This is a genomic window from Fredinandcohnia onubensis (assembly GCF_002734215.1).
Lineage (GTDB): Bacteria > Bacillota > Bacilli > Bacillales > Bacillaceae_L > Ferdinandcohnia > Ferdinandcohnia onubensis.
Genome location: NZ_NSEB01000012.1, coordinates 281,714 through 303,707, shown reverse-complemented (window position 1 = coordinate 303,707; position 21,994 = coordinate 281,714). Strand labels below are relative to the sequence as shown.

At 37.7% G+C, this 21,994-nt stretch carries 23 protein-coding genes; 22 read left to right on the top strand and 1 reads right to left on the bottom strand.

Annotated elements, in window-relative coordinates; translation table 11 throughout:
- Positions 1-77: 77 nt before the first annotated feature.
- The 22 genes from CKK03_RS15955 (at position 78) to CKK03_RS15850 (ending at position 20,939) form a co-directional block, all read left to right on the top strand.
- A complete protein-coding gene (locus CKK03_RS15955) occupies positions 78-1,643 on the top strand; it encodes a glycoside hydrolase family 43 protein (RefSeq protein WP_099363532.1) in 1,566 nt (521 codons plus the stop codon).
- 25 nt (positions 1,644-1,668) lie between these two features.
- A complete protein-coding gene (locus tag CKK03_RS15950; RefSeq protein ID WP_099363531.1) occupies positions 1,669-3,714 on the top strand; it encodes an SGNH/GDSL hydrolase family protein in 2,046 nt (681 codons plus the stop codon).
- Positions 3,715-3,838: 124 nt separating this feature from the next.
- Positions 3,839-4,345 (top strand): type 1 glutamine amidotransferase domain-containing protein, encoded by a 507-nt coding sequence (locus CKK03_RS15945; RefSeq protein ID WP_099363530.1) that lies wholly within the window; start codon positions 3,839-3,841, stop codon positions 4,343-4,345.
- A 238-nt stretch (positions 4,346-4,583) separates the two neighbouring features.
- Positions 4,584-5,369, top strand: a complete 786-nt coding sequence (locus CKK03_RS15940; RefSeq protein WP_099363529.1) for an alpha/beta fold hydrolase — start codon at positions 4,584-4,586, stop codon at positions 5,367-5,369.
- Positions 5,344-5,928 carry a TetR/AcrR family transcriptional regulator gene (locus CKK03_RS15935; protein WP_099363528.1) on the top strand — a complete coding sequence of 195 codons (585 nt, stop codon included), beginning with the start codon at positions 5,344-5,346 and terminating at the stop codon, positions 5,926-5,928. The genes CKK03_RS15940 and CKK03_RS15935 overlap by 26 nt, the downstream gene beginning before the upstream one ends.
- 56 nt (positions 5,929-5,984) lie before the next feature.
- Complete coding sequence (locus CKK03_RS15930; protein ID WP_099363527.1) at positions 5,985-6,674, top strand: alpha/beta fold hydrolase; 690 nt, start codon at positions 5,985-5,987, stop codon at positions 6,672-6,674.
- A gap of 85 nt (positions 6,675-6,759) precedes the next feature.
- Positions 6,760-7,998 (top strand): MFS transporter, encoded by a 1,239-nt coding sequence (locus tag CKK03_RS15925; protein ID WP_245864153.1) that lies wholly within the window; start codon positions 6,760-6,762, stop codon positions 7,996-7,998.
- A gap of 317 nt (positions 7,999-8,315) precedes the next feature.
- Positions 8,316-9,638 carry a short-chain fatty acid transporter gene (locus CKK03_RS15920; protein ID WP_099363526.1) on the top strand — a complete coding sequence of 441 codons (1,323 nt, stop codon included), beginning with the start codon at positions 8,316-8,318 and terminating at the stop codon, positions 9,636-9,638.
- Between the two features lie 54 nt (positions 9,639-9,692).
- The gene (locus tag CKK03_RS15915) at positions 9,693-10,103 is read left to right on the top strand and encodes a hypothetical protein (protein WP_099363525.1); all 411 of its coding nucleotides are present in this window, start codon (positions 9,693-9,695) and stop codon (positions 10,101-10,103) included.
- A gap of 164 nt (positions 10,104-10,267) precedes the next feature.
- Positions 10,268-11,158 (top strand): UCP032817 domain-containing protein, encoded by an 891-nt coding sequence (locus tag CKK03_RS15910; RefSeq protein ID WP_099363524.1) that lies wholly within the window; start codon positions 10,268-10,270, stop codon positions 11,156-11,158.
- Between the two features lie 137 nt (positions 11,159-11,295).
- Positions 11,296-11,781, top strand: coding sequence for a DinB family protein (locus tag CKK03_RS15905; protein ID WP_099363523.1), 486 nt, complete (start codon positions 11,296-11,298; stop codon positions 11,779-11,781).
- A gap of 394 nt (positions 11,782-12,175) precedes the next feature.
- Positions 12,176-13,186, top strand: a complete 1,011-nt coding sequence (locus CKK03_RS15900; protein ID WP_099363522.1) for a LacI family DNA-binding transcriptional regulator — start codon at positions 12,176-12,178, stop codon at positions 13,184-13,186.
- A 19-nt stretch (positions 13,187-13,205) separates the two neighbouring features.
- Positions 13,206-14,240 (top strand): zinc-binding dehydrogenase, encoded by a 1,035-nt coding sequence (locus CKK03_RS15895; protein ID WP_099363521.1) that lies wholly within the window; start codon positions 13,206-13,208, stop codon positions 14,238-14,240.
- Positions 14,241-14,262: 22 nt separating this feature from the next.
- Positions 14,263-15,171: a sugar phosphate isomerase/epimerase family protein gene (locus tag CKK03_RS15890; protein WP_099363520.1), complete on the top strand. Its 909-nt coding sequence runs from the start codon at positions 14,263-14,265 to the stop codon at positions 15,169-15,171.
- A 66-nt stretch (positions 15,172-15,237) separates the two neighbouring features.
- Positions 15,238-16,548 carry an ABC transporter substrate-binding protein gene (locus CKK03_RS15885; RefSeq protein ID WP_099363519.1) on the top strand — a complete coding sequence of 437 codons (1,311 nt, stop codon included), beginning with the start codon at positions 15,238-15,240 and terminating at the stop codon, positions 16,546-16,548.
- 78 nt (positions 16,549-16,626) lie between these two features.
- A complete protein-coding gene (locus CKK03_RS15880) occupies positions 16,627-17,517 on the top strand; it encodes a carbohydrate ABC transporter permease (RefSeq protein ID WP_099363518.1) in 891 nt (296 codons plus the stop codon).
- Positions 17,514-18,329, top strand: coding sequence for a carbohydrate ABC transporter permease (locus tag CKK03_RS15875; protein WP_099363517.1), 816 nt, complete (start codon positions 17,514-17,516; stop codon positions 18,327-18,329). The genes CKK03_RS15880 and CKK03_RS15875 overlap by 4 nt, the downstream gene beginning before the upstream one ends.
- Positions 18,330-18,354: 25 nt before the next feature.
- Positions 18,355-19,134 carry an SDR family NAD(P)-dependent oxidoreductase gene (locus tag CKK03_RS15870; protein WP_099363516.1) on the top strand — a complete coding sequence of 260 codons (780 nt, stop codon included), beginning with the start codon at positions 18,355-18,357 and terminating at the stop codon, positions 19,132-19,134.
- Positions 19,135-19,187: 53 nt separating this feature from the next.
- Entirely contained in the window at positions 19,188-19,862 is a 675-nt protein-coding gene (locus CKK03_RS15865; RefSeq protein ID WP_099363515.1) for an orotidine 5'-phosphate decarboxylase / HUMPS family protein, read from the top strand.
- Positions 19,863-20,064: 202 nt separating this feature from the next.
- Positions 20,065-20,358, top strand: coding sequence for a hypothetical protein (locus CKK03_RS15860; protein WP_099363514.1), 294 nt, complete (start codon positions 20,065-20,067; stop codon positions 20,356-20,358).
- A 25-nt stretch (positions 20,359-20,383) separates the two neighbouring features.
- Positions 20,384-20,617, top strand: coding sequence for a hypothetical protein (locus CKK03_RS15855; RefSeq protein ID WP_099363513.1), 234 nt, complete (start codon positions 20,384-20,386; stop codon positions 20,615-20,617).
- A gap of 43 nt (positions 20,618-20,660) precedes the next feature.
- The gene (locus tag CKK03_RS15850) at positions 20,661-20,939 is read left to right on the top strand and encodes a hypothetical protein (RefSeq protein ID WP_099363512.1); all 279 of its coding nucleotides are present in this window, start codon (positions 20,661-20,663) and stop codon (positions 20,937-20,939) included.
- A 215-nt stretch (positions 20,940-21,154) separates the two neighbouring features.
- Here the strand turns inward: CKK03_RS15850 and CKK03_RS15845 are convergent, their stop codons facing one another.
- Positions 21,155-21,805, bottom strand: coding sequence for a TetR/AcrR family transcriptional regulator (locus CKK03_RS15845; protein WP_142354031.1), 651 nt, complete (start codon positions 21,803-21,805; stop codon positions 21,155-21,157).
- Positions 21,806-21,994: the final 189 nt, after the last annotated feature.

Here is a 21,994-nt window from a genome sequence, read left to right as displayed (position 1 = left end):
TAGAATTTTTTGAACTGTAATAAAAGAAACTTTGGGTGGGTTCATAGAAACTGATCCACATAAAGGAGAATAAAAAAATGCACAGAATTTCAATAAAGAATCCTGTATTAAGAGGATTTAATCCCGATCCCAATATTTTAAAAGTAAATGGAGTGTACTATATTGCGGTTTCATCATTTGAGTGGTTACCAGGAGTCAGAATATATACCTCAACTGATTTAATCAATTGGGAACATGAAACTGATATTTTAACGACACAGGTTGATTTACGAGGAAATCCTCAGAATGGTAGTATTTGGGCGCCGCAGATAAGTTATTGCGATGGCTTATTTTATTTGATTTATACGGATGTCAAAAGTACAAAGCGGCCATTTAAGGACAGCCACAATTATTTAATCACTGCATCATCGATTCATGGACCTTGGTCAAAGCCAGTTTATATTAATAGCAGTGGGTTTGATCCATCACTATTTCATGATGAGGATGGTAGAAAGTGGGTATTGAATGAAATTTGGGATTATCGAATGACTACTGGAAATAAATCAGCAGGAATTGTCTTGCAAGAATACGATCCTATCAATAAGAAGTTAATTGGGGAAGTGTATAAAATCTTTGACGGAACGGAACTTGCAAAGACTGAAGCCCCTCATCTCTATCGTCATGGAGAGTACTATTATTTAATTACTGCAGAAGGTGGAACAGGTGCGGGACATTCTGTTACTGTTTGTCGGTCAAAAAAGATAACAGGACCTTATGAAGTGGATCCAAAATATCCGATGCTAACAGCTAGTGATAAGCCCGATTCTGCATTGCAATGTTCAGGTCATGGCAGTATTATTCAAACGGATCAAGGGCTTTGGTATATGGCATATTTGTGTACAAGGCCATTGATGGGAAAGGCAGCGATTTTAGGAAGAGAAACGGCAATTGAGGAAGTCTATTGGACTGATGATGGGTGGTTACGATTAAAGGGGGGCGGAAATGGACCTTCGATTGCAACTGAAATCGTTACCGAACATCCAGTTGAACAGAAAAAGGATACCCATTTTCATGATGATTTTAATGGACCACTAGATAAAGAATGGAATTCGTTACGAATTTTAGCCGACGAAACCTGGTGTGACTTCACGAGCAGACCTGGTTACTTACGAATGATTTCGGGAGAATCGGTTCAATCTTTATTTGAGCATCATATAGTAGCAATCCGTCAGAAAGATTTTTGTTTCAATGCAAGTACAAAACTAGATTATCATCCAACTACCTATAACCAAATGGCAGGACTTATTCTATACTTGAATGATGGCAATTATTTGTATGCGTATATCACATTTGATGAGGAACAGGGACGTGTTATCCGTCTATTACGCGCTGAAAACAATGAATCTATTTTATTTCCAGAGATTTCTCAGATTGGCGATGGGGAAATTGAGTTAAAAATAGAAGTTGATGGGGCAATTGGTACATTTTATTATCGGTTAGTTGAAAATGATGTGTGGAAGCAGATAGGAACTCAACAGAACTTACTGTTTTTATCAGGTGGCTTTACCGGAAATTTTGTCGGTATTGCGGTTCATGATATGGATAAGATGTATGGCTCGTATGCTGATTTTGACTTTTTTGATTATCAAGGTCTTGATGAATGAGATCCAAAGTAAATGAGGTGAACTAATGGTAAATCAACAAAAAGATACATATGCATTGCAACAGGAGACCCTAAGGTTTTCTTTTACCAATGAAGAAAAGCAAGGGTACATTCCGATTACACACATCATCAATCAAGAAGTTCCCATTTATAACCAAGAAGTGGGTTATGGTTTTGTTAACCTTACTTCAGCATTACCTCCTAGAATTGTTCATTCTAGCAACATTTCATTAACAGACAGTGGGCTGTTTTTTAATGAACCTTATTTTGCAAATTCTATCAATGAAAATCCAGATGACTATAATCACTTCGGGATCATGTTTAGGGCAAATGTTCCTCCTGGTGCATACAAAGTGAGCATAAAAACGTCTACTCCTATTTCTGATGTACTTATATCCATTTCTGGCATGCGTCCCCAAACTCTCAATCAAGAATTATATTGGGATGCTGCAAAACTAGTAAAAAGAAGCACATTTGCCACAACAACTGAGTATGAATGGACTTTTGATTATGCAAATGGACGAGATTTCATTGATATAGAAATAGAGCCTACAATGAATAATGTTACTTGTGGGATAAAAGAAATAATAATATCACCAATGTCCAACAATAATAAATCTAGTAATGAACGACCGACTCTCTTTCTTTTAGGTGATTCGACTGTAAAATCGTATATTTTTGAAGAGGCACCTATGAATGGGTGGGGGCAAGTGATTAATCAGCTATTTGATTTAGAAAAAGTAAATATAATAAATTATTCAATGGGTGGCCGATCTTTTAAAAATTCGTATTCAGAAGGAAGACTCAATGATATCTTAATGACTGGCAAAGAAGGAGATTATCTTTTTATTCAATTCGGTCATAACGATGAAAGTACAGATGAGTCTGATCGATTCGGAAGAGGCTCGACTGAACAGATGTATGCCTCTTACATACATGACATCTTCATTCCGGCCATAAGGGCAAGAGGAATCATTCCGATATTTGTTACACCTATGTCAAGAATTGATGGGACACTTGCTGATGATGGAATCTATCATAATTCCTTTCATAAGAGAAAGTTCCCTGACATATTAAAAAAAGCAGGGGAAGAACTTCAAATACCCGTGATTGATCTTAATACTAGGAGTTTGGAGTATTATAATGAAATCGGTCCCCAAGCAACTAGTGCCATGTTTATGTCCATAGAAGCTGGAGAAACACCGGGCAAGACGAACGACGGAACCTATGCAAATGGACATCCAGCAAATAAGATTGATGGAACCCATTATAAAGAATCATTATCACACCAATTCTCGAGAATTATCGTGACAGAGATTGTAAATTTGGGCAAAAATCAAAACGAAATAATGACTGAAATCTCTTCATTTTTAAAAGATGATGTGGTTACTGCTGCTCAACAAAATAAGTGGGGTGGAATTTTCACACAATGTGCCACTGATGTGCAAACTGGTCCTAATGCCTATTATCGTAACCAAATTGAAAAATTGATTCAATTGAACGTATTGGAAAAGGATCAGGAAGGGAATTTTAATCCAGAAGCAATAATAGAGATAGATGAATTCTGTTTTGCAATCTGTAAGCTACTTTCTATCAGCATCGATTCTATTAAACGTAATAATCATACTAAGCTAACTCGAGAGGTTATGGCAGCGATTTTATATGATGCATATCATGCAAGATTTCAGGAAAAACCAAAATACATGACAGCTTATAACGATATCAAGAAAAAACAAAGTAGTGTAAACTATGATTCGAATTTGGATTTCGGAGGAAGTACTACTTATTATCCTCTCATTCCATATGAGAATTTAGATGACTTTGATGATGTTAATCCGAAGTTAAGACCTAAAGTAAAAACAGCATACCAATTAGGTCTAATTCGTTCGGACTATGGAATTCAAAGAGGAAAAGTACTTAACGGGAAAACATTTGAACCTAAACAACCGGTAACCAAAGCAAAAGCTGCTAAGACCCTATACTTTATGTGGGTACTAAGTAATCCCATAAATGTCGAAAATCATTTGTCTGAAATCGCTCCTGCTTCTGATAAGGAAGAAACAGTGTGTTAATTCAAGATTAGTGTAACAATTTTATGTTAGTTGGTTAGATTTAATGAAGATTCACTTCATTTGAAGTATCAACAAAAATCTATTAAAATAGAAATAAATACCAATACATAGGAGTGATTAACGAATGGCAAAAGTATGCTTTTTACTTGATAATGGCTATGAAGATTCAGAGATGAAGAATCCTTATGATGCAATGAATGAAGCAGGTCACGAAACCGTTGTTGTTGGAATTGAAAAAGGTGCTGAACTTAAAGGAAAGAAAGGAACAGTATCTTATACGTCTGACCTTTCCATTAGTGAAGTAAAGGCCGACGACTATGATGCGGTTATTATTCCTGGCGGCTCTGCTCCAGAAGCACTGCGAGTCAATGATGAAGTCGTACAATTTGTAAAACAAGCCAATGAACAAGGGAAAGTGATTGCTGGTATTTGTCATGGACCACAAGTCATGATTAGTGCGGATATCTTAAAAGGGGTAAGCGCAACTTCGTACATTGGAATCCGTGATGATTTGAAAAACGCTGGATCAACCTTCTTAGACCAAGAGGTAGTGGTTGATGGAAATATCATCACGTCTCGTACACCTAAAGACGAGCCGGCATTTATTAAAGAAATTTTAAAGAAACTATAAATCGTATAATTTAAGGTCTCTTCCGTTTTGGAAGAGACCTTTATTACTTCTAGTCTTTTATTACTTCCTAACTCGAGAAAAAGGGTCAGCGCCTTGGTGTGATAGGGTATTAGAGCCCTGAGGAGAAGAGAAATGAAATTTCAGATGATTCGAAATATAATTTTAGTTTTCCATTGACTTACCGTTCATTCAATAATAAAATAATGTGGAAAGTTCTGTAAAATGGGGAGGGATTGTAATGAATTTATCTTTTGAGATTACTGGTAATGGTCAACCTGTTGTTCTTATTCATAGTGGTGGGTCTGATAGAAGACTGTGGAGTTTATTAATACCCTTTTTGTCTAGGCATTACAAGGTGATTGCTTTTGATGGCCGAGGTGCAGGCGAGTCACCAAACCCTATAAAACATACAAATTATGTTGAAGATGTACGGTCACTGTTGGATTACCTAGAACTTAAACAGGCAACACTTATCGGCCATTCTATGGGCGGACAAATTGCAACCGATTTAGCGCTTACTTACCCTGAAAGAGTATCAAAGCTTGTATTAATTGCCCCATCTTTAACTGGTTTTTCCTATTCAAAAGAGTTTGAACAATATCACAACAAAATAGTAGAAGCTGCCCCAAATATAGATAAGATGTTAGAGCTCGCCCTTCATTCACCAACATATCAAATGGTGATTCATACTCCGCAAAAAGATCTCATTGTTCAAATGCTCAGGCAACACTTCGAGCGAATGCTTAAGTGGCCTGCAGATTTCTGTATGAAGTGGCCGCAGCCGCCAGCGGTGGAACGATTAGGAGAATTAAAAACTGAAACATTATTTATGATTGGTAAACTGGATTTAGCAGATAATTTTCGAGTTGCTGATGAATTTCATAAGGTTCCAAACAACCGTTTTATCGAAATAAAAGATGCCGATCACATGATACCCCTCACTCATGCTGAAGTTTTATATCAAGAAATCACTACATTTATAAAGGATGGAAGTAAAAATGCCACGTACACCCGAAGAGAATGAGCGTATTCGCCAAGCAACGATAGAAAAAATACGCGCTGCAGCGATGGAGTTATTTATGAAACAGGGATATTACGCAACTTCGATAAACGATATAGCGAAACATGCAAGGATTTCGAAAGGGTTACTCTATAACTATTACAAAGGAAAAGAAGAACTGCTTTCTGAAATGGTCAAGGATAGAATAGGCGAAGTGGTCGAAGTCATGTCAGAAGCATTCTCCCAAGAGACACCTAAAGAACAGCTAACATCCATTGTGAATGGAGCCATTGACAATATTCACAAAAACCCGGAAGTCCATCGGTTTTATCTTCACCTTCAAACTCAACCAGAGGCTGATGTAGATTTGATTAAATACAGTCGTCTCATAATCGAAGAAAACGCGCGACTGTTTGAATTGCAATGTAAAATATTTGAAAGAATGGGAGAAAGTGAACCGAGGAGACGGTCGTTATATTTTTCTTCTGTGCTACAAGGGATCATGTTGATGATTGCAACATATCCACAGAAGTTTCCGATAGAGGAATTAAAGCAGCAAATTATCAAGGAATTTTGTGAATAGTGATATTAAATAAATCGCGTTCAAATAATGAAATCCTACAAAGGAGAGGGTTGGGGATGGAAACACGGGTGAATCAAATTAAAATGAATGGACTTACTTTTCAATATCGAGAGACTGGGGAACCAACTTCACCACCTATTGTTGCACTTCACGCACTGGGAACAAGTGCAGAATCTTGGAATCAAGTGGCTGCGGTATTAGGAGAAAATTACCGTGTATTAGCTATAGATCAACGGGGGCACGGTGGGAGTGCAAGAACTAGTAAATACAGATTTGAACTGATGTGTGAAGACTTACTTCATTTTGCGAATGCTATGAATTTAGAAAGGTTTACCCTAATGGGTCATTCGATGGGCGGAACAGTATCCTATCTATTCTCGGAAACATTTCCGACAAGAATTGAACGATTAATTGTTGAAGACACACCACCACCTTTTCAGGGAAAGCCGATCGAAATTCCTTCTAAACCTGCTGATTCTCTACCGTTTGATTGGGAGGTTGTGCATTCGATTCTGCAACAACTTAATGAACCTAATCCTGAATGGTGGGCTCGACTTACTAATATTACCATGCCGACGCTCCTTATAGGTGGTGGGTCTAGTCATGTTCCTCAGCATAAATTGGAGGAAGTATCTGAGCTAATTCCGAATTGTGAATTTGTGACGATAGAGTCTGCTGGGCATTTTGTTCATGATGACAATTTACACGGCTTTTTGGCAACTGTAAAACGTTTTCTACATTCATAATTACTCTACCCATCAAAGCGGAGGGCGTGGTACTATAGTAGGAGTCTGGATATGAAAAATTTTAGAAATGAGAGGCAGTGTTTTTATGGGAATGACAAAAGGTAAAGGCGTGCAGGCGAGGCCTTCGAGCAACATATTCTCAAATCGGATCGTTCTGTCGATCATGAGTTCGAATTTCTTACTTCAACTAGGGATTTGGATACGTAACTTTGCAATACTTTTATATGTGACCGACATTACAAACAATGATCCGGTATATGTATCTCTTATTTCTGTAGCTGAGTTCGCCCCGATATTCATCTTTTCTTTTATCGGAGGAACATTTGCGGATAGATGGAAACCAAAGTTGACAATGGTCTGGTGTGATTTATTGTCTGCCGTTTCGATATTTGTCGTATTACTTACATTGCTTTATGGTTCGTGGTATGTGATATTCTTTGCCACATTGGTTTCCGCAATCCTTTCACAGTTTTCCATGCCTTCTGCAATGCGATTGTTCAAACAGCATGTACCTGAGGAACAGCTGCAGTCTGTCATGGCAATGTTCCAATCACTCATGGCGATCTTCATGGTTATTGGTCCCCTTATTGGGACATTCGTATATCAGAAATTTGGGATATACACTTCCATTGGAGTCATGGGCATCATGTTCCTCCTTTCTGCCATCGTATTACTATCCTTGCCTAAGGATTTGGAAAAGGAAAAAACGGATGTACAACCGGATTTCAAAAAGGAGCTTATGGACGGTTTCCGTTACGTGTTAAACCACCCAGTCTTGAAATCAATGGGAGCGATATTTGCAGCTTGTGGGTTGGCAGTCGGATTGGTCCAACCGTTGGCAATCTTCGTTGCCATTGAGAACTTAAGCATGCCGAAGGATTTTATCCAATGGTTGCTAATGGCAAGCGGAATTGGAATGCTGATCGGAGGGGGCGTCATTTTTGCACTGTCCAAAAAGGTAACACCTCAAAAGCTGTTGTCGATAGGAATTTTAGTGAGTGTCGTTGCGACGGTAGGAATCGGTTACTCTCATAGCCTTGGACTGACTATCGCACTTCAATTCATTAACGGTTTATTCCTGCCATGTATTCATATTGGAATCAACACGCTAATCTTAAGTAATACAGAAGAAAACTTTGTCGGGCGAGTGAATGGCGTATTGAACCCGATGTTCATGGGGATGATGGTCATCGGCATGTCTATGTCTGGTTTGCTGAAAGGATCGCTTACCTTATCCGGAGTTTACTTGACATCTGGAATCTTATTCTTAATCGGTGTTTTCTTTATTCTGCCATTATTCAAGCAAAAGATGCAGTCAGTGTAGTCTGAAGTCAGTAATAAATGAGTACTGCATGGTTAGTGACAACGGCTTGGTCAATATTATACAAGAATAGGCCAGAAGCACATCGAGTTAATCAACAAGTACAAAGAAATTTTAAATGAATTATAAGTTCGTTGTTATTTTAAAGGTCCCTTCCGTTGGAAGAGGCTTTTTTTTTAGCCAGCTTCCGAAAAAAAGGAGTAAATACCTACTTATTCTTGAAAATGATATGCGACAAAAGTCAGGAAAAACAGGCTATCCTCATAATCAAAATCTACTAAGAATACAATGTAGCAATTACTTATAAGGGGAGTGAGGAATTGAAAGCGATAACAAATTTCTTTGTTCGACTCGTTCAGCGGTTTCTTCCAGATGCCTTTATTTTTGCGATTATTCTAACCTTCTTAGTGTTTATCATTGGCATTTTGTTTACAGAAAGCGGACCTGTTGAAATGGTTACACATTGGGGAACAGGATTTTGGGATTTACTTGCCTTCACCATGCAAATGTCTCTCGTTGTGGTAACGGGGTATGTATTAGCGAATGCGCCAGTTATCAAGAATTTTCTAGCTAGATTGAGTAATTTGGCGAAAACACCGGCGCATGCCGTCATGCTTGTCACGTTTGTATCCGCCATTGCTTGTTTAATTAATTATGGTTTCGGATTGGTAGTAGGAGCCTTGTTTGCCATCCATGTGGCGAGGCAAGTCCCATCAGCAGATTTTCGTATTTTAGTAGCTGGGGCATATAGTGGATTTTTGGTTTGGCATGGCGGGTTCTCAGCATCGATTCCATTGACAGTAGCCACCTCTGGTCACTTTTTAGAAGAAAAAATGGGAGTCATTCCAGTGAGTGAAACCCTTTTTAGTCCAGCCAATCTTTTTATTGTGGCGGCACTCGTAATCACATTACCTATATTTAATCGATTCTTGATGAAAAGCTCAAATACACTGGAGCAAGATCGATCCAGCTGGAAGCTACCAGATGACACGTCATCAACAACTGAATCAATCAATCCATCTACACCAGCTGAAAAAATTGAAAACAGTGTGATTGTTTCAATGTTGATTGGTATCATGGGTTTAGGCTTTATCTTCTATCATTTTGTTACCAAGGGCTTTGATTTAAATATTAATATTGTAAACTTTATTTTCTTATTCTTAGGTATCATGCTGCACAAAACACCGAAACAGTTCTTGAATACGGTCACAAACGGAGTCAAAAATGCAGGAGGAATTATCATTCAATTCCCGTTCTATGCTGGGATTATGGGGATGGTTACGTTATCTGGCCTTTCTCAGGAAATGGCTTTATGGTTCGTCTCATTTGCAAATGCTCACACTCTACCATTCTTTTCGTTTCTCAGTGGCGGGCTAATCAACGTATTTGTACCTTCAGGTGGTGGTCAGTGGGCGGTACAAGGACCCATTATGATCGAAGCAGCGGCTGCTATTAATGCGGATCTTGCGAAAACGGCAGTGGGTGTTGCATGGGGGGATGCCTGGACGAATATGATTCAACCATTCTGGGCCTTGCCTGCTTTAGCGATTGCAGGATTGCATATTCGCGATATCATGGGATTCTGTGTCATGATTCTCTTTTATAGCTTCATTCCGATTTCAATTGGTCTATTATTGTTATAAACTATAGGCAAACGGACATATCCGTTTGCCTTTCGGAATGATTGGGGGACTTTTATGAGAAACAACAAATGGGGAATATTAGTGTTAGCAATTGTTTTTGCATTGCTTTTAGTTGGATGTGCCGCTAACAAAACACCACTCTTAAAAGGAGCTTATCAAAGCGAACATGTGAATGGATATATTGTTCAATTGACCTTTCAGCCTGATGATCATAGTTTTGTTGAATACATTGATAATAGAGAAGTAGATAAAGGAACTTATGAGGAGATAGAAGATGGTTTGTATAAAATAAACGGCGAACTACAAGAATTTGAAATTACTCTAAATAGCGACAACTCTTTTGATGTAGTCGTAAAGAAAATAAACGATGGTAAACCCATCACATTGAGAAATGTCGATGACACACCAGTCTATATTGGTACAGAGTTTGATGACGTTGATGAATATAAATCATTATTAGAATGAAGGTGAGTGCTTGGTCATATATGAACCAGGCATTTTTTATTGGTCACTATTCGAAAAGTGAAACTTTTACAGGATAGTTCCCGTAAATAAAGCATAACACTTAAGCGTGGTTCGCTTGGGCGGCTATAGATATTAAATATATTTAAATATGAAGGGGGAATATGATGGGTTGGTTAGTCCTGCTTGCAGTTGTTGTTTGGTTTATTTTCTTTTTACGTAAAAAACTCGCCTTTACATTTGGTTTATCTCCTAAATCAATTGAAACAAAACCACTAAAAGGGCTAAAGAAACTAAGTGAAAACCTGGAGCAGTCCCTTAATAAAAGTTATATGAAAAATGTAGAAGAGCGGGTAATGAAAGAAAAAAAGTTGAAAGAAAATGAATACAACTGGCGTCTACTTGATTTAAAGCGCTACTTTATTTTGACTTCTATTTTGAAAGAATCGCCAATGTTTAGTGACAAAGTCGATGACCTTTGGCATGAGATGCTTATGTTTACCCGTGAGTATGATGACTTTTCTAAAAAATATGCGGGTAATATTCTTCATCACAGTCCCAATGTAACAAAGACGCCTGATCCTGATTTGCGCGGATTTTTTGATTGGGTGTATGCTGAGCTTTTTTTCATAAGAAAAGAAAATATCCATTTGTATAAGGGTTTTTTCAGACATCCCGTAAATCCAACGATTGTTGATGAGTTTAAAAATTTATCAGAAAACGAACTGATAGATAAGTATTTTAAAAGTGATAGTAACTATTTTAGTACGATACTCTCGTTGATTTCCTCAATGAAAAAAACAGCCAATAGTGTCAAAGACTATGAAAAACGTGTTGTACAAGAAAAGATGAGAAAAAGCAAAATACAGAAAAATTTTAACTCCATGCTTGTTCCTTTCGTATCTGTTTCTTATTTTCATTATGATGATTTCTCAAGTTACATGAAAGCAAGTGCCGCTAGTTCCTCAAGCTGCACAAGTTGTGGTTCAAGTAGCTCGTGTAGTTCAACCTCGTCTTGTAGCAGTTCCTGCTCAAGCTGTGGTGGGGGTGGTGATTAAAACAATTACACTCTCTATGAAATTTACCATCCTAAAAAGGTATCTAGTCATGTTTGGAAGAAGGTATTTATACTGGTTCGGTTGAATAATTATAATAAACTCAGTTTTGGTGTGTTTTTTAAATTGGAGGGGTTTCATTGAAGACATTGTTTCGTTATAACTGGATGGTGAGAGAAGAATGGTATAGGTTGTGTGAAGAGTTAAGTGAAGAGGAACTTCTACGAACCAGAACTGGTGGTGTAGGTAGTATTTTGCAAACACTTTTTCATATAGTGGATGTGGAATGGAGCTGGATTCGCCTCTTACAAGGTAAACCAGATTTTCAAGAGAGTTTTGATGATTATAAAAGCTTAGAACAGGTTAGAAAATTGGACTCCGCATTTCGACCTGAAGTGGAGAGTTTTGTAAATAATTGGGATAGTAGTATGGAAAATAAACTATTGTACGATACCCTTCCAGACGGAAGAGTTGTAACAGACACATTTGGTGAGGTAATGCGACATGTAATTGCACATGAAATTCACCATATCGGACAATTATCAGTCTGGTCAAGAGAAGTAGGGAAAAAGCCTGTGTCTGCTAATTTCATTGGACGTGGCCTTGTATCTCAACCGAATGAATAATATATCAATTAAGATTTAGAAACCACCTATCTCCTCAGATTTAACAAAGATGCTACTTCTTGCAGGCGTGGTTTTAAATATTTGGAGTTTGGTAGGCCTAATCTACTTTACATTTGATACATAATCAAATAGATTTTAGTAAAATGACACCATCCCTGTGCAATGGTGTCATTTTTTTTCTTGTACGAATGTCGAAATCAGTCTATGAAAAAATTTATATATCATTTTAAAAATATATGTTGTACCAAGCAAGCCTGAAATCATAGGTATTATCTAATTAAACAGTGGTGGAAATCAATTCCTTTTCTAATTTTTAGTGAATTGACAATATTCAAATTCGTTGTTATGCTCTATTCGATGAAACGTTTCATTAATAAAAAATAGGAAGTATACCATGACTAAAAAGGTGACGATACGAGATGTTGCAGAGTTAGCGGGTGTGTCTATTGGTACTGCATCGAAAGTCATTAATCATACTGGTAACGTCCATATTGAACTGAAAAACAAAGTATACGCAGCTATAAAAGCCCTAAACTACTCCCCAAACATGATAGCAAGAAGTTTGAAGTCATCCGTCTCAAAAACAATTGCTGTTCTTCTATCTAACATTACAAACCCCTTCCAGATGACTTTGGCCAAAGGTATTGAAGAAGTTATCTTTGAGAAAGACTATCTATTCATCATCAGCTCCACAAATGAAAATCCTGATATTGAACGAAAAAATTTACAACTCTTTTACGAGCAACGTGTTGATGGAATCATTCTTTGTTCTACGGGTCAAGTAAACGAAGATATTCTTTTGTTAGTCGAAAGAAACATTCCAATTGTCCTTGTTGATCGGCCCATTTCTCATCTGCCCGTTAATATAGTGGCAGACGATAATTTTGCCGGCATGGAAAAATTAGTTACATACCTCCATGAATTAGGGCATAAAGAAATTGGTGTCGTTCATGGAGATTTGGACACTGTTCACGGAAGACTGAGGTACGAAGCCGTTTTACAGTCACTAACTAATTATGGACTTACAACTGAACACCAGTTCTTTGGTGATTTTACATATGAAGGAGGTCAACGAGCAATAGAGTATTTTCTATCGAAAACGATCGTGCCTACAGCCATCATTTCGTCAAACAATAATATGACGGCAGGTGTATTAAAGGCGTGTCAAAACTACAAGATTACCATTCCCGATCAACTTACGGTTGTGTCATTTGGAGAGCTAGAGTATGAGTGGGATATTATAATGCCCAAAGTGACAGCCATTGTTCAATCTCCACGTGAAATTGGGAGACGTGCTGCAAGTTTGCTATTAGAACAATTGAATAAAGAAGGGCAACATCAAATCGTACAACTTTTCATCGAACCCGAAATCAGTGTAGGTAACTCTTCTTCTCCTAAAATTTAACGAAGAAAAGGTGATATACATGAAGGCGCTTGTAAACTACGATTCTGGTAAACATAAGGTTGATATTAGAGAAGTACCCATTCCGAAAATAGGATCAAGAGACATATTATTGAAAGTGGAAGCCGTAGGAGTCTGTGGAAGTGATTTACATATGTACCATGATATACAAGGCTTTGCTGTGAAACGACCTGTTATTTTAGGACATGAGTTTGCAGGAACCGTTGAGGAGGTAGGTCCTGAAGTAACCCAGTTTAAAAAGGGAGATCGCGTTGTAAGTGAAACCCCTTCATATGTTTGTGAGACCTGTATTTATTGCAAATCAGGATTATACAATTTATGCCCAGATCGAAAAGGTTTTGGTGTTTTAGCAGATGGGGCCATGGCTCAGTACGTGAAAACAAGAGAAGCCATCGTTCACCACATACCAGACGGAATCCCATTTGAAAAAGCTGCCTTAACGGAACCTTCATGTGTAGCTTATAATGCAGTCGCCCATCATTCGAGAATACGACCTGGCGATCATGTTGTGGTCTTTGGACCAGGGCCGATTGGATTAATGTGTATTCAGATTGCTAGACTGTTTGCGCCAGGAAAATTAACAGTCGTTGGTTTGGAAAAAGATGCAAACCGCTTAGAAATAGCGAAACAATTTGGTGCAGATGAGGTACTTATTGCAGAGAAACAAGATGTTGTACGTGAAATTACCAACTATGGAGATGGTTTTGGCGCTGATTTAGTGCTTGATGCGGTTGGTGTTAGTCAAACGTTAAAGCAAAGTATTGAAATTGTTCGACCAGCTGGGCAAATCACGAAGATTGGATGGGGACCTGATCCAGTTGGCTTTAGTCTTGACCCACTGATTCAAAAAGCTGCTAGACTGCAAGGTTCGTTTAGTCATACGTATCCAATGTGGGAAAAGGTATTGCTGTTAATGCAAAAAGGAGAAATTGATCCACTTCCAATGGCGAAGGTCTATTCACTAGATGACTGGCAAAATGCCTTCGATGAAATGGATTCTTTAAAACACGCGAAATCTGTTATTGTACCAAACTAAAGCAATAGAAAAGGAGAAATCAATGAACGAAAACAAAGTCAGAATTTCAGTTTTCCCAAAAGGGTATATCGATGATTTATCAACTGGAAAAATGGATGTGTTTGAATGGATTGAGCAAGCGGGAACACTGGGTGCAGATGGAATGGAAATGTATCCTACATTCTTACAATCTACTGAAAAGTCTTATTTGGAGAAGGTAAAGGAGGCAGCTACTTCAGTCAATCTAGTGATTCCCATGATGTGTGCATCACCAGATTTTACCCATCCGGATCCGGTTTTTCGGGAAAAAGAAATGAGTAAGATGAAAGAAATGATTGATGCGATGGCCATTCTTGGTCCCGATGAGTTTAGAAGCTGCAGGGTGTTATCTGGGCAAAGAAGACCTGAAATATCAAGGGAAGAAGGTATAAAATGGACCATTGATTGTATTAATGAGCTACTTCCGTATGCAGAAAGTAAGCGTGTCTATCTAGTCATGGAAAACCATTACAAAGATGGGTTCTGGATTTATCCGGAATTTGCCCAGAAGTCGGATATCTATTTGGAAATTGTTGAAGGGATCTCATCTGATTGGTTTGGCGTGAACTTCGATCCGTCAAATGCCGTTTTTGCATGCGATGACCCACTTGCGTTATTGGAAAAAGTAAAGTCCCGATTAATCACGATGCATGCCAGTGATCGCTATTTAAAAGAGGGTTATTCCATGAAAGATATCGAGAATCATTTGGTACAAGGATATTCAGAGGGATTAGCTCATGGCGTCATTGGGAAGGGGATTATTGATTACGAAGGCATTTTTCAGCTGTTAGCCAATATAAATTTTACTGGCTGGATTTCAATCGAAGATGGGGTTAATGGTTTAGGAGAAATGAAGGAATCTGTCGATTTCTTAAAGAGGAAAGTAGACGAATATTTTCAATCGGGTAATTGACGTAAGGGTCTTCAAATGTAAGCGCTTTACGTCTTAACCATATTAAGTATGAAAGGGGAAAATCGAGTGAAAAAAATAAGGGGGCTAAGCTTTTTACTGATTTTCGGATTGATTATGGGCTTAATGGCAGCTTGTAGTAGCAATACACCGGCTTCAGATGAGCCATCATCAGATTCAAATGAGGATAAGAATAAAGACGTTGAATTAAGGATTATTGCTGCGAACCATCCATGGACAGAGGCAATCGAACCATTAATTCCTCAATTTGAAAAGGAGTCAGGCATTAAAGTAAAGCTAGAAAAATATTTTGAAGACCAATTAACTCAAAAGCTGACAACAGAATTTACTGCAGGTTCTGATAGTATCGATGTCTTTATGATACGTCCACTGCAAGAAGGAAAACTCTTTAATCTTAACGGCTGGGTTGCGGATCTAACTAGTTATACAGGTGATTCAGAATGGAATTTAAGTGATTTTACAGAGTCATCCGTGAATTCGTTAAAAGACGGTGAAAAGATTTTTGGTATTCCAACCGTTACGGAACGTGAAATCCTATATTACCGAAAAGATATTTTTGAAGAAAATAAGATTGAACCTCCTAAAACATTAGATGAACTCTATGAAATTGCAAAACAATTAAATGATCCTGCCAATGACTTTTACGGAATGGTATCACGCGGACAACGTGCTGCGGCGGTTACTCAATTCTCAAGCTATTTATATGGATTTGGTGGGGACTTTATCGTAGACGGAAAAGCGGCGATTGATACTCCAGAAGCCATTAAAGCATTTGAGTTCTACGGTAATTTACTGAAGGATGCAGGACCTCCAGGAGTTTTAAATATGAGTTGGCCGCAAGCTGCTGGTTTATTTGCACAAGGTAAAGCGGCTATGTATACAGATGCAGATAGTATTTATCCAAACCTGCTAGATCCTGAAAAATCTGTTGTAGGAGAAAAAGTAGGGTTTGCCGTATTCCCAGAAGGACCAGAAGGACAAACGCCATACAATGTTACTTCATGGGGCGTGGCGATGAATGCGAAATCAGAAAACAAAGATGCAGGATGGGAATTTATCAAGTGGGCGACAAGTAAAGAAATTGTGGCTGAGTTACAAAAGAAAAGTGTTCCTGGACCACGACAATCTGTTTGGGACTCACCAGAAGGAACAGAAGCGTTTCCTGAGGAGCTCGTTAAAGTCATTTCTGAATCGAATAAGATTGGAAAAGAATATGACCGTCCATTAGTCATAAAAGTAAATGAGGCAAGAGACATGATTGGGACGGCGATTGTGACTGGTATTGAAGGTGGAGATGTAGAAGCCGCTGCAAAAGAAGCCAACAAACAGTTCCAACAATTACTTGATGACGAAAATTAAAAAATGAATGGATGGAGCGGGTATTCATGAATGTATAAATACCCCTCTATCCTCTTTATAGCGATACATAGAAGGGGGATGAATATCATTCAACTTTGGATTGAAAAACATCTTAAGTATATTTTTACATTGCCTTCCGTACTTTTTGTACTCATTATGATTGTATTTCCAGTTGGGTATACAGCGTATTTAAGCTTTTTTGACTGGAGCATGTCTAGTGTATCTCCACCAAAATGGGTCTTCTTAGACAATTTTAAGAAAATCTTTTTTGATGATCCACGGTTTTGGCCAGCATTTTTTCGAACGTTTTACTTTACGATTTTGGCAGTTGTTACTCAAACCGTATTGGGAGTAGCGATTGCGCTTTTGTTTTTCAGAAAGTTTAAAGGTAGTAATCTCGTAAAGACCTTATTTTTACTTCCTATGGTTTCGACACCGGTTGCAATCGGACTAGTATGGTTATTAATTTTCGAACCATCGATCGGTTTTGCGAATCAATTCCTAGGGTACTTTGGTATTGATCCACAGTTATGGATTGCGTCACCAAAACAGGCATTGCCCGCAATAGCGATGGTAGACACGTGGCAATGGACTCCAATGATTACGTTAATCACATTGGCTGGTCTTTCTCAATTACCAAACGAAAATTATGAAGCAGCCGCTGTTGATGGCGCCAATGCTTGGCAAATCTTTTGTAAAATCACATTACCCCTCATGGCACCTACCATTTTCGCAGCAGTACTTCTACGATCAATTGATGCAGTGAAGCATTTTGATTTAATCTATGCCATGACACAGGGTGGACCTGGATACGCAACGGAAACCTTAAATATTTACGGCTTTGCCAATGGATTTCAATATTTCAAGTTAGGATATACGAGCGCTATATTAATGGTATTTTTTATGATTGTGCTGATTATGAGCTGCTTAATCCTGATCTTCCGTAAGAAGACGGAGGTGACATTATGAAACATAAACGGAGAATGGAACTTATCCGTTATCTTTTAATCGCTTTTGTGAGTTTAGTATTTTTATTCCCATTTGTGTGGATGATCATTGCTTCTCTTAAAAATCAGGCTCAAATCATGTCGACGGACTCCATTTTTATTTTTACACCTAGCCTTAAAAACTACACAGAAGTTTTTGCACAATATGATTTTATTAAGTTCATCATAAATAGTTTTATTGTGGCTTTTGCTTCCACCGTCTTTGGATTGGTTTTGGGATTACCTGCCGCATATGCGATAGCAAAATATAAACTTCATAAATTCGGCGTCATTATCTTAGTTGCTCGAATCATTCCAGGTATTTCGTTTATGATTCCATGGTTTATCATTTTCTCAAAACTAGGCTTAGTCGACACATACACGGCATTAACTTTAAGCCATATGTTAGTCGGATTGCCATTTATTATCTGGATTATGATTTCATCCTTTGAAGCTCTTCCGCAAGAACTAGAGGATTCGGCTCGAGTGGATGGCTGTACATTACAAGGTGCTTTCTTTAGGGTCTTACTTCCATTGGTTTCACCGGGAATTATTACAGCTTCTATGATGTCTTTTATTCTATCTTGGAATAATTTTATGTTTGCTTTAGTCCTTGCTGGTGATGACACGAAGACATTACCAATTGCCGTATTTAACTTCATCTCTTATTCAGAAATAAACTGGGGAGCTCTAATGGCAGCTGCTGTCATCATTACGCTACCAATCTTGATTATTTCTTTGCTTTTACAACGATACATTGTAAGTGGAATTACTTCGGGAGCAGTAAAAGGATAAGCGTCATCAGGAAAGGATGGTCGAAGTGCTGATTGATTTAAATGGGATGGTCGGAATCGTTACGGGAGTTGGGAAAGGTATCGGGAAAGAAATCATTTTGACCCTAGCAAGAGAAGGGGTTAAAACAGTGGGAATAGATGTATACCAAGATGATCTGGACCAACTAGCACAAGAATTTAAAGAACAAGGATTAGAGGGTTTGTTTTTTGACTGTGATGTAAGTGATAGTGCTAGGATCTCTGAAGTTATTAGTGAGACGATGCAAAAGTTTGGTAGGATTGACCTTTTGGTTAACAATGCAGGTGTTGCTGGGAACGGAGAAGTTGAAACATTAGCAGAGGAGGTTTGGGATTACTGCCATGATGTCAATCTAAAAGGGATGTTCCTGATGTGCCAATCTGTCATCCCCATCATGAAACAACAGCGATTCGGTCGGATTATCAATTCAGCATCTTTTGCAGCGATTATCCCTAGTATTGGAAGTGCTGCATACGCCTCCTCTAAGGCTGGAGTAAAACAATTTTCACGAGTTCTTGCTGGAGAGTTAGGACCATGGAATATTACAGTTAACAGCTATGCCGCTGGAATGATTCCGACAACTCTCAATCACTTTACCGAGCTGCAACAAGAACAACAAGAGCGGTTATTAGATAGCTTAACGTTAAGAAGATGGGGAGAGAAAAAAGACATCGCACAACTTATCTGTTTCTTAGCATCCGATTTGGCGGGGTATATAACCGGTACGCTAATTGATGTTAGTGGAGGAAAATTTGCCACACAGTTTCCAAAAGCAGCTTACGAGTAAAACGTTTTTCTCCTTTTCTTTCATTCTATAGAAATTAGTAGAGGGGCTAGAAAATGGAACCAATTGTGCAGATTTCTCTAGATTTAACGAACATTGATGAGGCATTAGAAATGGCTGAAATCGCTATAGAGGCTGGGGTTGATTGGATTGAAGCGGGAACCCCATTATTGCTTGCAGAAGGTTTACATGCCGTCAGAAAACTAAGAGAGAAATTTCCTGACAAACCGATTGTCGCGGATTTAAAGACGATGGATGGTGGCTATTTAGAAGTAGAAATGATGGCTAAGGCTGGAGCTACCCATGTAGTTGTCATGGGAGTTGCTCATCCAGCGACCATACGAGCAGTTGTAAGAGCAGCACGGGATTATGGTATAGAAGTGATGGGGGATATAATGGCTTCGTCAGACAAGGTATCCTGCGCAAAAATGCTTGAGGAAAATGGTGTTGACTACATCATTGTTCATACAGGCTTTGATGAAAGAGGAGAAGACCCAGAACGCTCACCATTCGATTGCTTAGAAGATGTTGTATCCACAGTCACCATTCCCGTTCAAGCTGTGGGTGGATTATCGATTGATCAAGCTGCTCAAATGCCAAAGTATGGCGCACCATTAGTGGTAATAGGAGCACCGTTAGTCATTGATAATCAAGAATTTCGGCCAAGCTCGGGTTCCGAACAGCTTAAAGAAACATTAACTAAGTTTGTGAAAAGAGTGAAAGGCCAATAGTATAACAGACATTTTTAATAATATATAAATTTACGAGTAGTCTAGGTTTCTAGGCTGCTTTTTCATGTGGGCATCACTTTTTTGATTAGCACGGAACAATTTCATAGTTTAATATTAGTTAGGAATTGAGAAGGGGAAAAGTGCAAACAAATAGAATTAGAGATTATTATCAATAAAGTTCTCGTAAAAGGGAGGTAGTCCATTGTTAACGCTTGAACAGAAGAAAGAAATATTTGATTCATACGGATTAAAGGAAACTAGAATTAGTAATGATAGGTTTAATTTTGAATTTTTAGAAGGGAGACAAAGAAGAAAGGTACTTGCTAGGGAATTACATCAAAGTGGAAATGGATATGTACTGGGGGTATATATTCCCTCTGAAATTGTTGAAAAATATGGCTATAGAGTCGATTCAAGGGGATGGATTTCTATAAAGTCTTTTACTAAAGAGGAATTAAAGGCAGTAATTGAAGAATCTATAAGGTCAATGTCTTAACTAAATTAACCTGGGAGGAAAGGACATGAGACATCACGAGGCAATAATAGAGGCATTAGTATCATTAGGTGGTGAGGGTACAATTAAAGAGGTACATAATCGCGTAAATAAAATGTACCCAGGGAGGTGGAAAGATACCGGTACAACTTTGGCTGATATGGTGCCAATTTATTTGGGAGGAAATACAACCTCTACTAATAAAAATGAATATCGAATTTTAGAAAGAGTTTCTCCAGGTAAATATAGATTGATCAGTTAGTAATCTATTATTGATTTGTTAATATACGGATAGAGGTGTTTACATGAGAGAAGTACTTAAAAGTACAAAATATTGTGATCTTTTAGCCCAAGGAATTGCGCAAGATGGTGAAGACTTATCTGCTGTTGAAAGAATCTATGTAAAGAATCTACAAAGGGAAGAAATTAGGTTTGCGTGGTATAAGGAGAAGAATGGAACTAAACATTTTCAACTAAGACCTCTTGATTTGACTGAAAAGGAACTCTTAGAATTACTTAATGACGGAATAAAGAATGAAGTGTTCTCACCTGAATTTAAGGAAAATCTAAAAAAGCTCCTATAAGAAGATTATTATTAGTAGCATTAAAGAGTTTTTGTTAATTATCATTGGAACAATAGATATATATCATAAAAGTTTAACTAAAAAGGCCGATCCCACAATGTAAAATAGCACTAGGGGACTGGCCTCTTTTTATTATGTATTGCTATTCAAATTAGATATCAGATTCCATTATGCGGTTTTTTTAAGGACTGGATTTTATATTTTAAAAGAGAAAGCTAAACATACCATTTCTTCTCCAGTGTTCTTTGACTAAAAGAATAAATATCCGGGAAGTGACTTTCACTTGAAACGATTGAGATATTTACAGGTTTATAGTTTAAAATTCGTACATATTGGGTTGCCATGTAATCTGGAGATTCATTAAAATCAGAGAGGATCCATTCTCGCATTAAGCCAATAAACCCGTAAGCGCTAAAGGTAACACATAAATGATTATTAATTTCAGAATCTGGATTATGAAAGTGGACAACTTCATTTTTATATAGGTAAACTACAGTATCCATGAGCATTTCTTGAAATCCAGGTAAACCATTGGGCATCTTAAGGAGTTTGTAGAAATTTGAGTGTTCATAGATGTGATGAAAAATTTTTATATCTGAAGGACTTAGTTGAGGTAACTTGACGATTCTAGCGTTTTTATATGGGGCACGAAATGCTTTAATAAATTTATTTATCATTTCCTCTATTAATTCATCTAACATTTCCTCCTTATTACTGTAATGGCGATAAAACGTTGTTCGATTATAATCAGCATATTCTACAATATCTTTCACCGTAATATTTTCATAACCTTTCAAAGCAATTAACTCTATTAGAATGTTTTTTAATGTTTGCTTCGTTCGCCTTACTCTACGATCTTCTTGCAAATTTCTCACCTCTATTATTATTTGTATTCCTATTAGAAGTTCTTTATTACATAATCTTCTAATTTTAGCGTTTACCTATAAAGGAATTAGAAATATGCATTTTTGCAACATATTCTGGTGAAATGTTGATTAAGCATACATTTTACGTAAAATTAATGACTGTTTTTAGGGTGTAATACATTTGATAAT

What these genes read in the sequence shown, in the direction of transcription:
- CKK03_RS15955 (WP_099363532.1), top strand. Translation starts at nt 78, where the DNA reads ATGCACAGAATTTCAATAAAGAATCCTGTATTAAGAGGATTTAATCCC.
- CKK03_RS15950 (WP_099363531.1), top strand. Translation starts at nt 1,669, where the DNA reads ATGGTAAATCAACAAAAAGATACATATGCATTGCAACAGGAGACCCTA.
- CKK03_RS15945 (WP_099363530.1), top strand. Translation starts at nt 3,839, where the DNA reads ATGGCAAAAGTATGCTTTTTACTTGATAATGGCTATGAAGATTCAGAG.
- CKK03_RS15940 (WP_099363529.1), top strand. Translation starts at nt 4,584, where the DNA reads ATGAATTTATCTTTTGAGATTACTGGTAATGGTCAACCTGTTGTTCTT.
- CKK03_RS15935 (WP_099363528.1), top strand. Translation starts at nt 5,344, where the DNA reads ATGCCACGTACACCCGAAGAGAATGAGCGTATTCGCCAAGCAACGATA.
- CKK03_RS15930 (WP_099363527.1), top strand. Translation starts at nt 5,985, where the DNA reads ATGGAAACACGGGTGAATCAAATTAAAATGAATGGACTTACTTTTCAA.
- CKK03_RS15925 (WP_245864153.1), top strand. Translation starts at nt 6,760, where the DNA reads ATGGGAATGACAAAAGGTAAAGGCGTGCAGGCGAGGCCTTCGAGCAAC.
- CKK03_RS15915 (WP_099363525.1), top strand. Translation starts at nt 9,693, where the DNA reads ATGAGAAACAACAAATGGGGAATATTAGTGTTAGCAATTGTTTTTGCA.
- CKK03_RS15910 (WP_099363524.1), top strand. Translation starts at nt 10,268, where the DNA reads ATGGGTTGGTTAGTCCTGCTTGCAGTTGTTGTTTGGTTTATTTTCTTT.
- CKK03_RS15900 (WP_099363522.1), top strand. Translation starts at nt 12,176, where the DNA reads ATGACTAAAAAGGTGACGATACGAGATGTTGCAGAGTTAGCGGGTGTG.
- CKK03_RS15895 (WP_099363521.1), top strand. Translation starts at nt 13,206, where the DNA reads ATGAAGGCGCTTGTAAACTACGATTCTGGTAAACATAAGGTTGATATT.
- CKK03_RS15890 (WP_099363520.1), top strand. Translation starts at nt 14,263, where the DNA reads ATGAACGAAAACAAAGTCAGAATTTCAGTTTTCCCAAAAGGGTATATC.
- CKK03_RS15880 (WP_099363518.1), top strand. Translation starts at nt 16,627, where the DNA reads ATGAATATCATTCAACTTTGGATTGAAAAACATCTTAAGTATATTTTT.
- CKK03_RS15875 (WP_099363517.1), top strand. Translation starts at nt 17,514, where the DNA reads ATGAAACATAAACGGAGAATGGAACTTATCCGTTATCTTTTAATCGCT.
- CKK03_RS15865 (WP_099363515.1), top strand. Translation starts at nt 19,188, where the DNA reads ATGGAACCAATTGTGCAGATTTCTCTAGATTTAACGAACATTGATGAG.
- CKK03_RS15855 (WP_099363513.1), top strand. Translation starts at nt 20,384, where the DNA reads ATGAGACATCACGAGGCAATAATAGAGGCATTAGTATCATTAGGTGGT.
- CKK03_RS15850 (WP_099363512.1), top strand. Translation starts at nt 20,661, where the DNA reads ATGAGAGAAGTACTTAAAAGTACAAAATATTGTGATCTTTTAGCCCAA.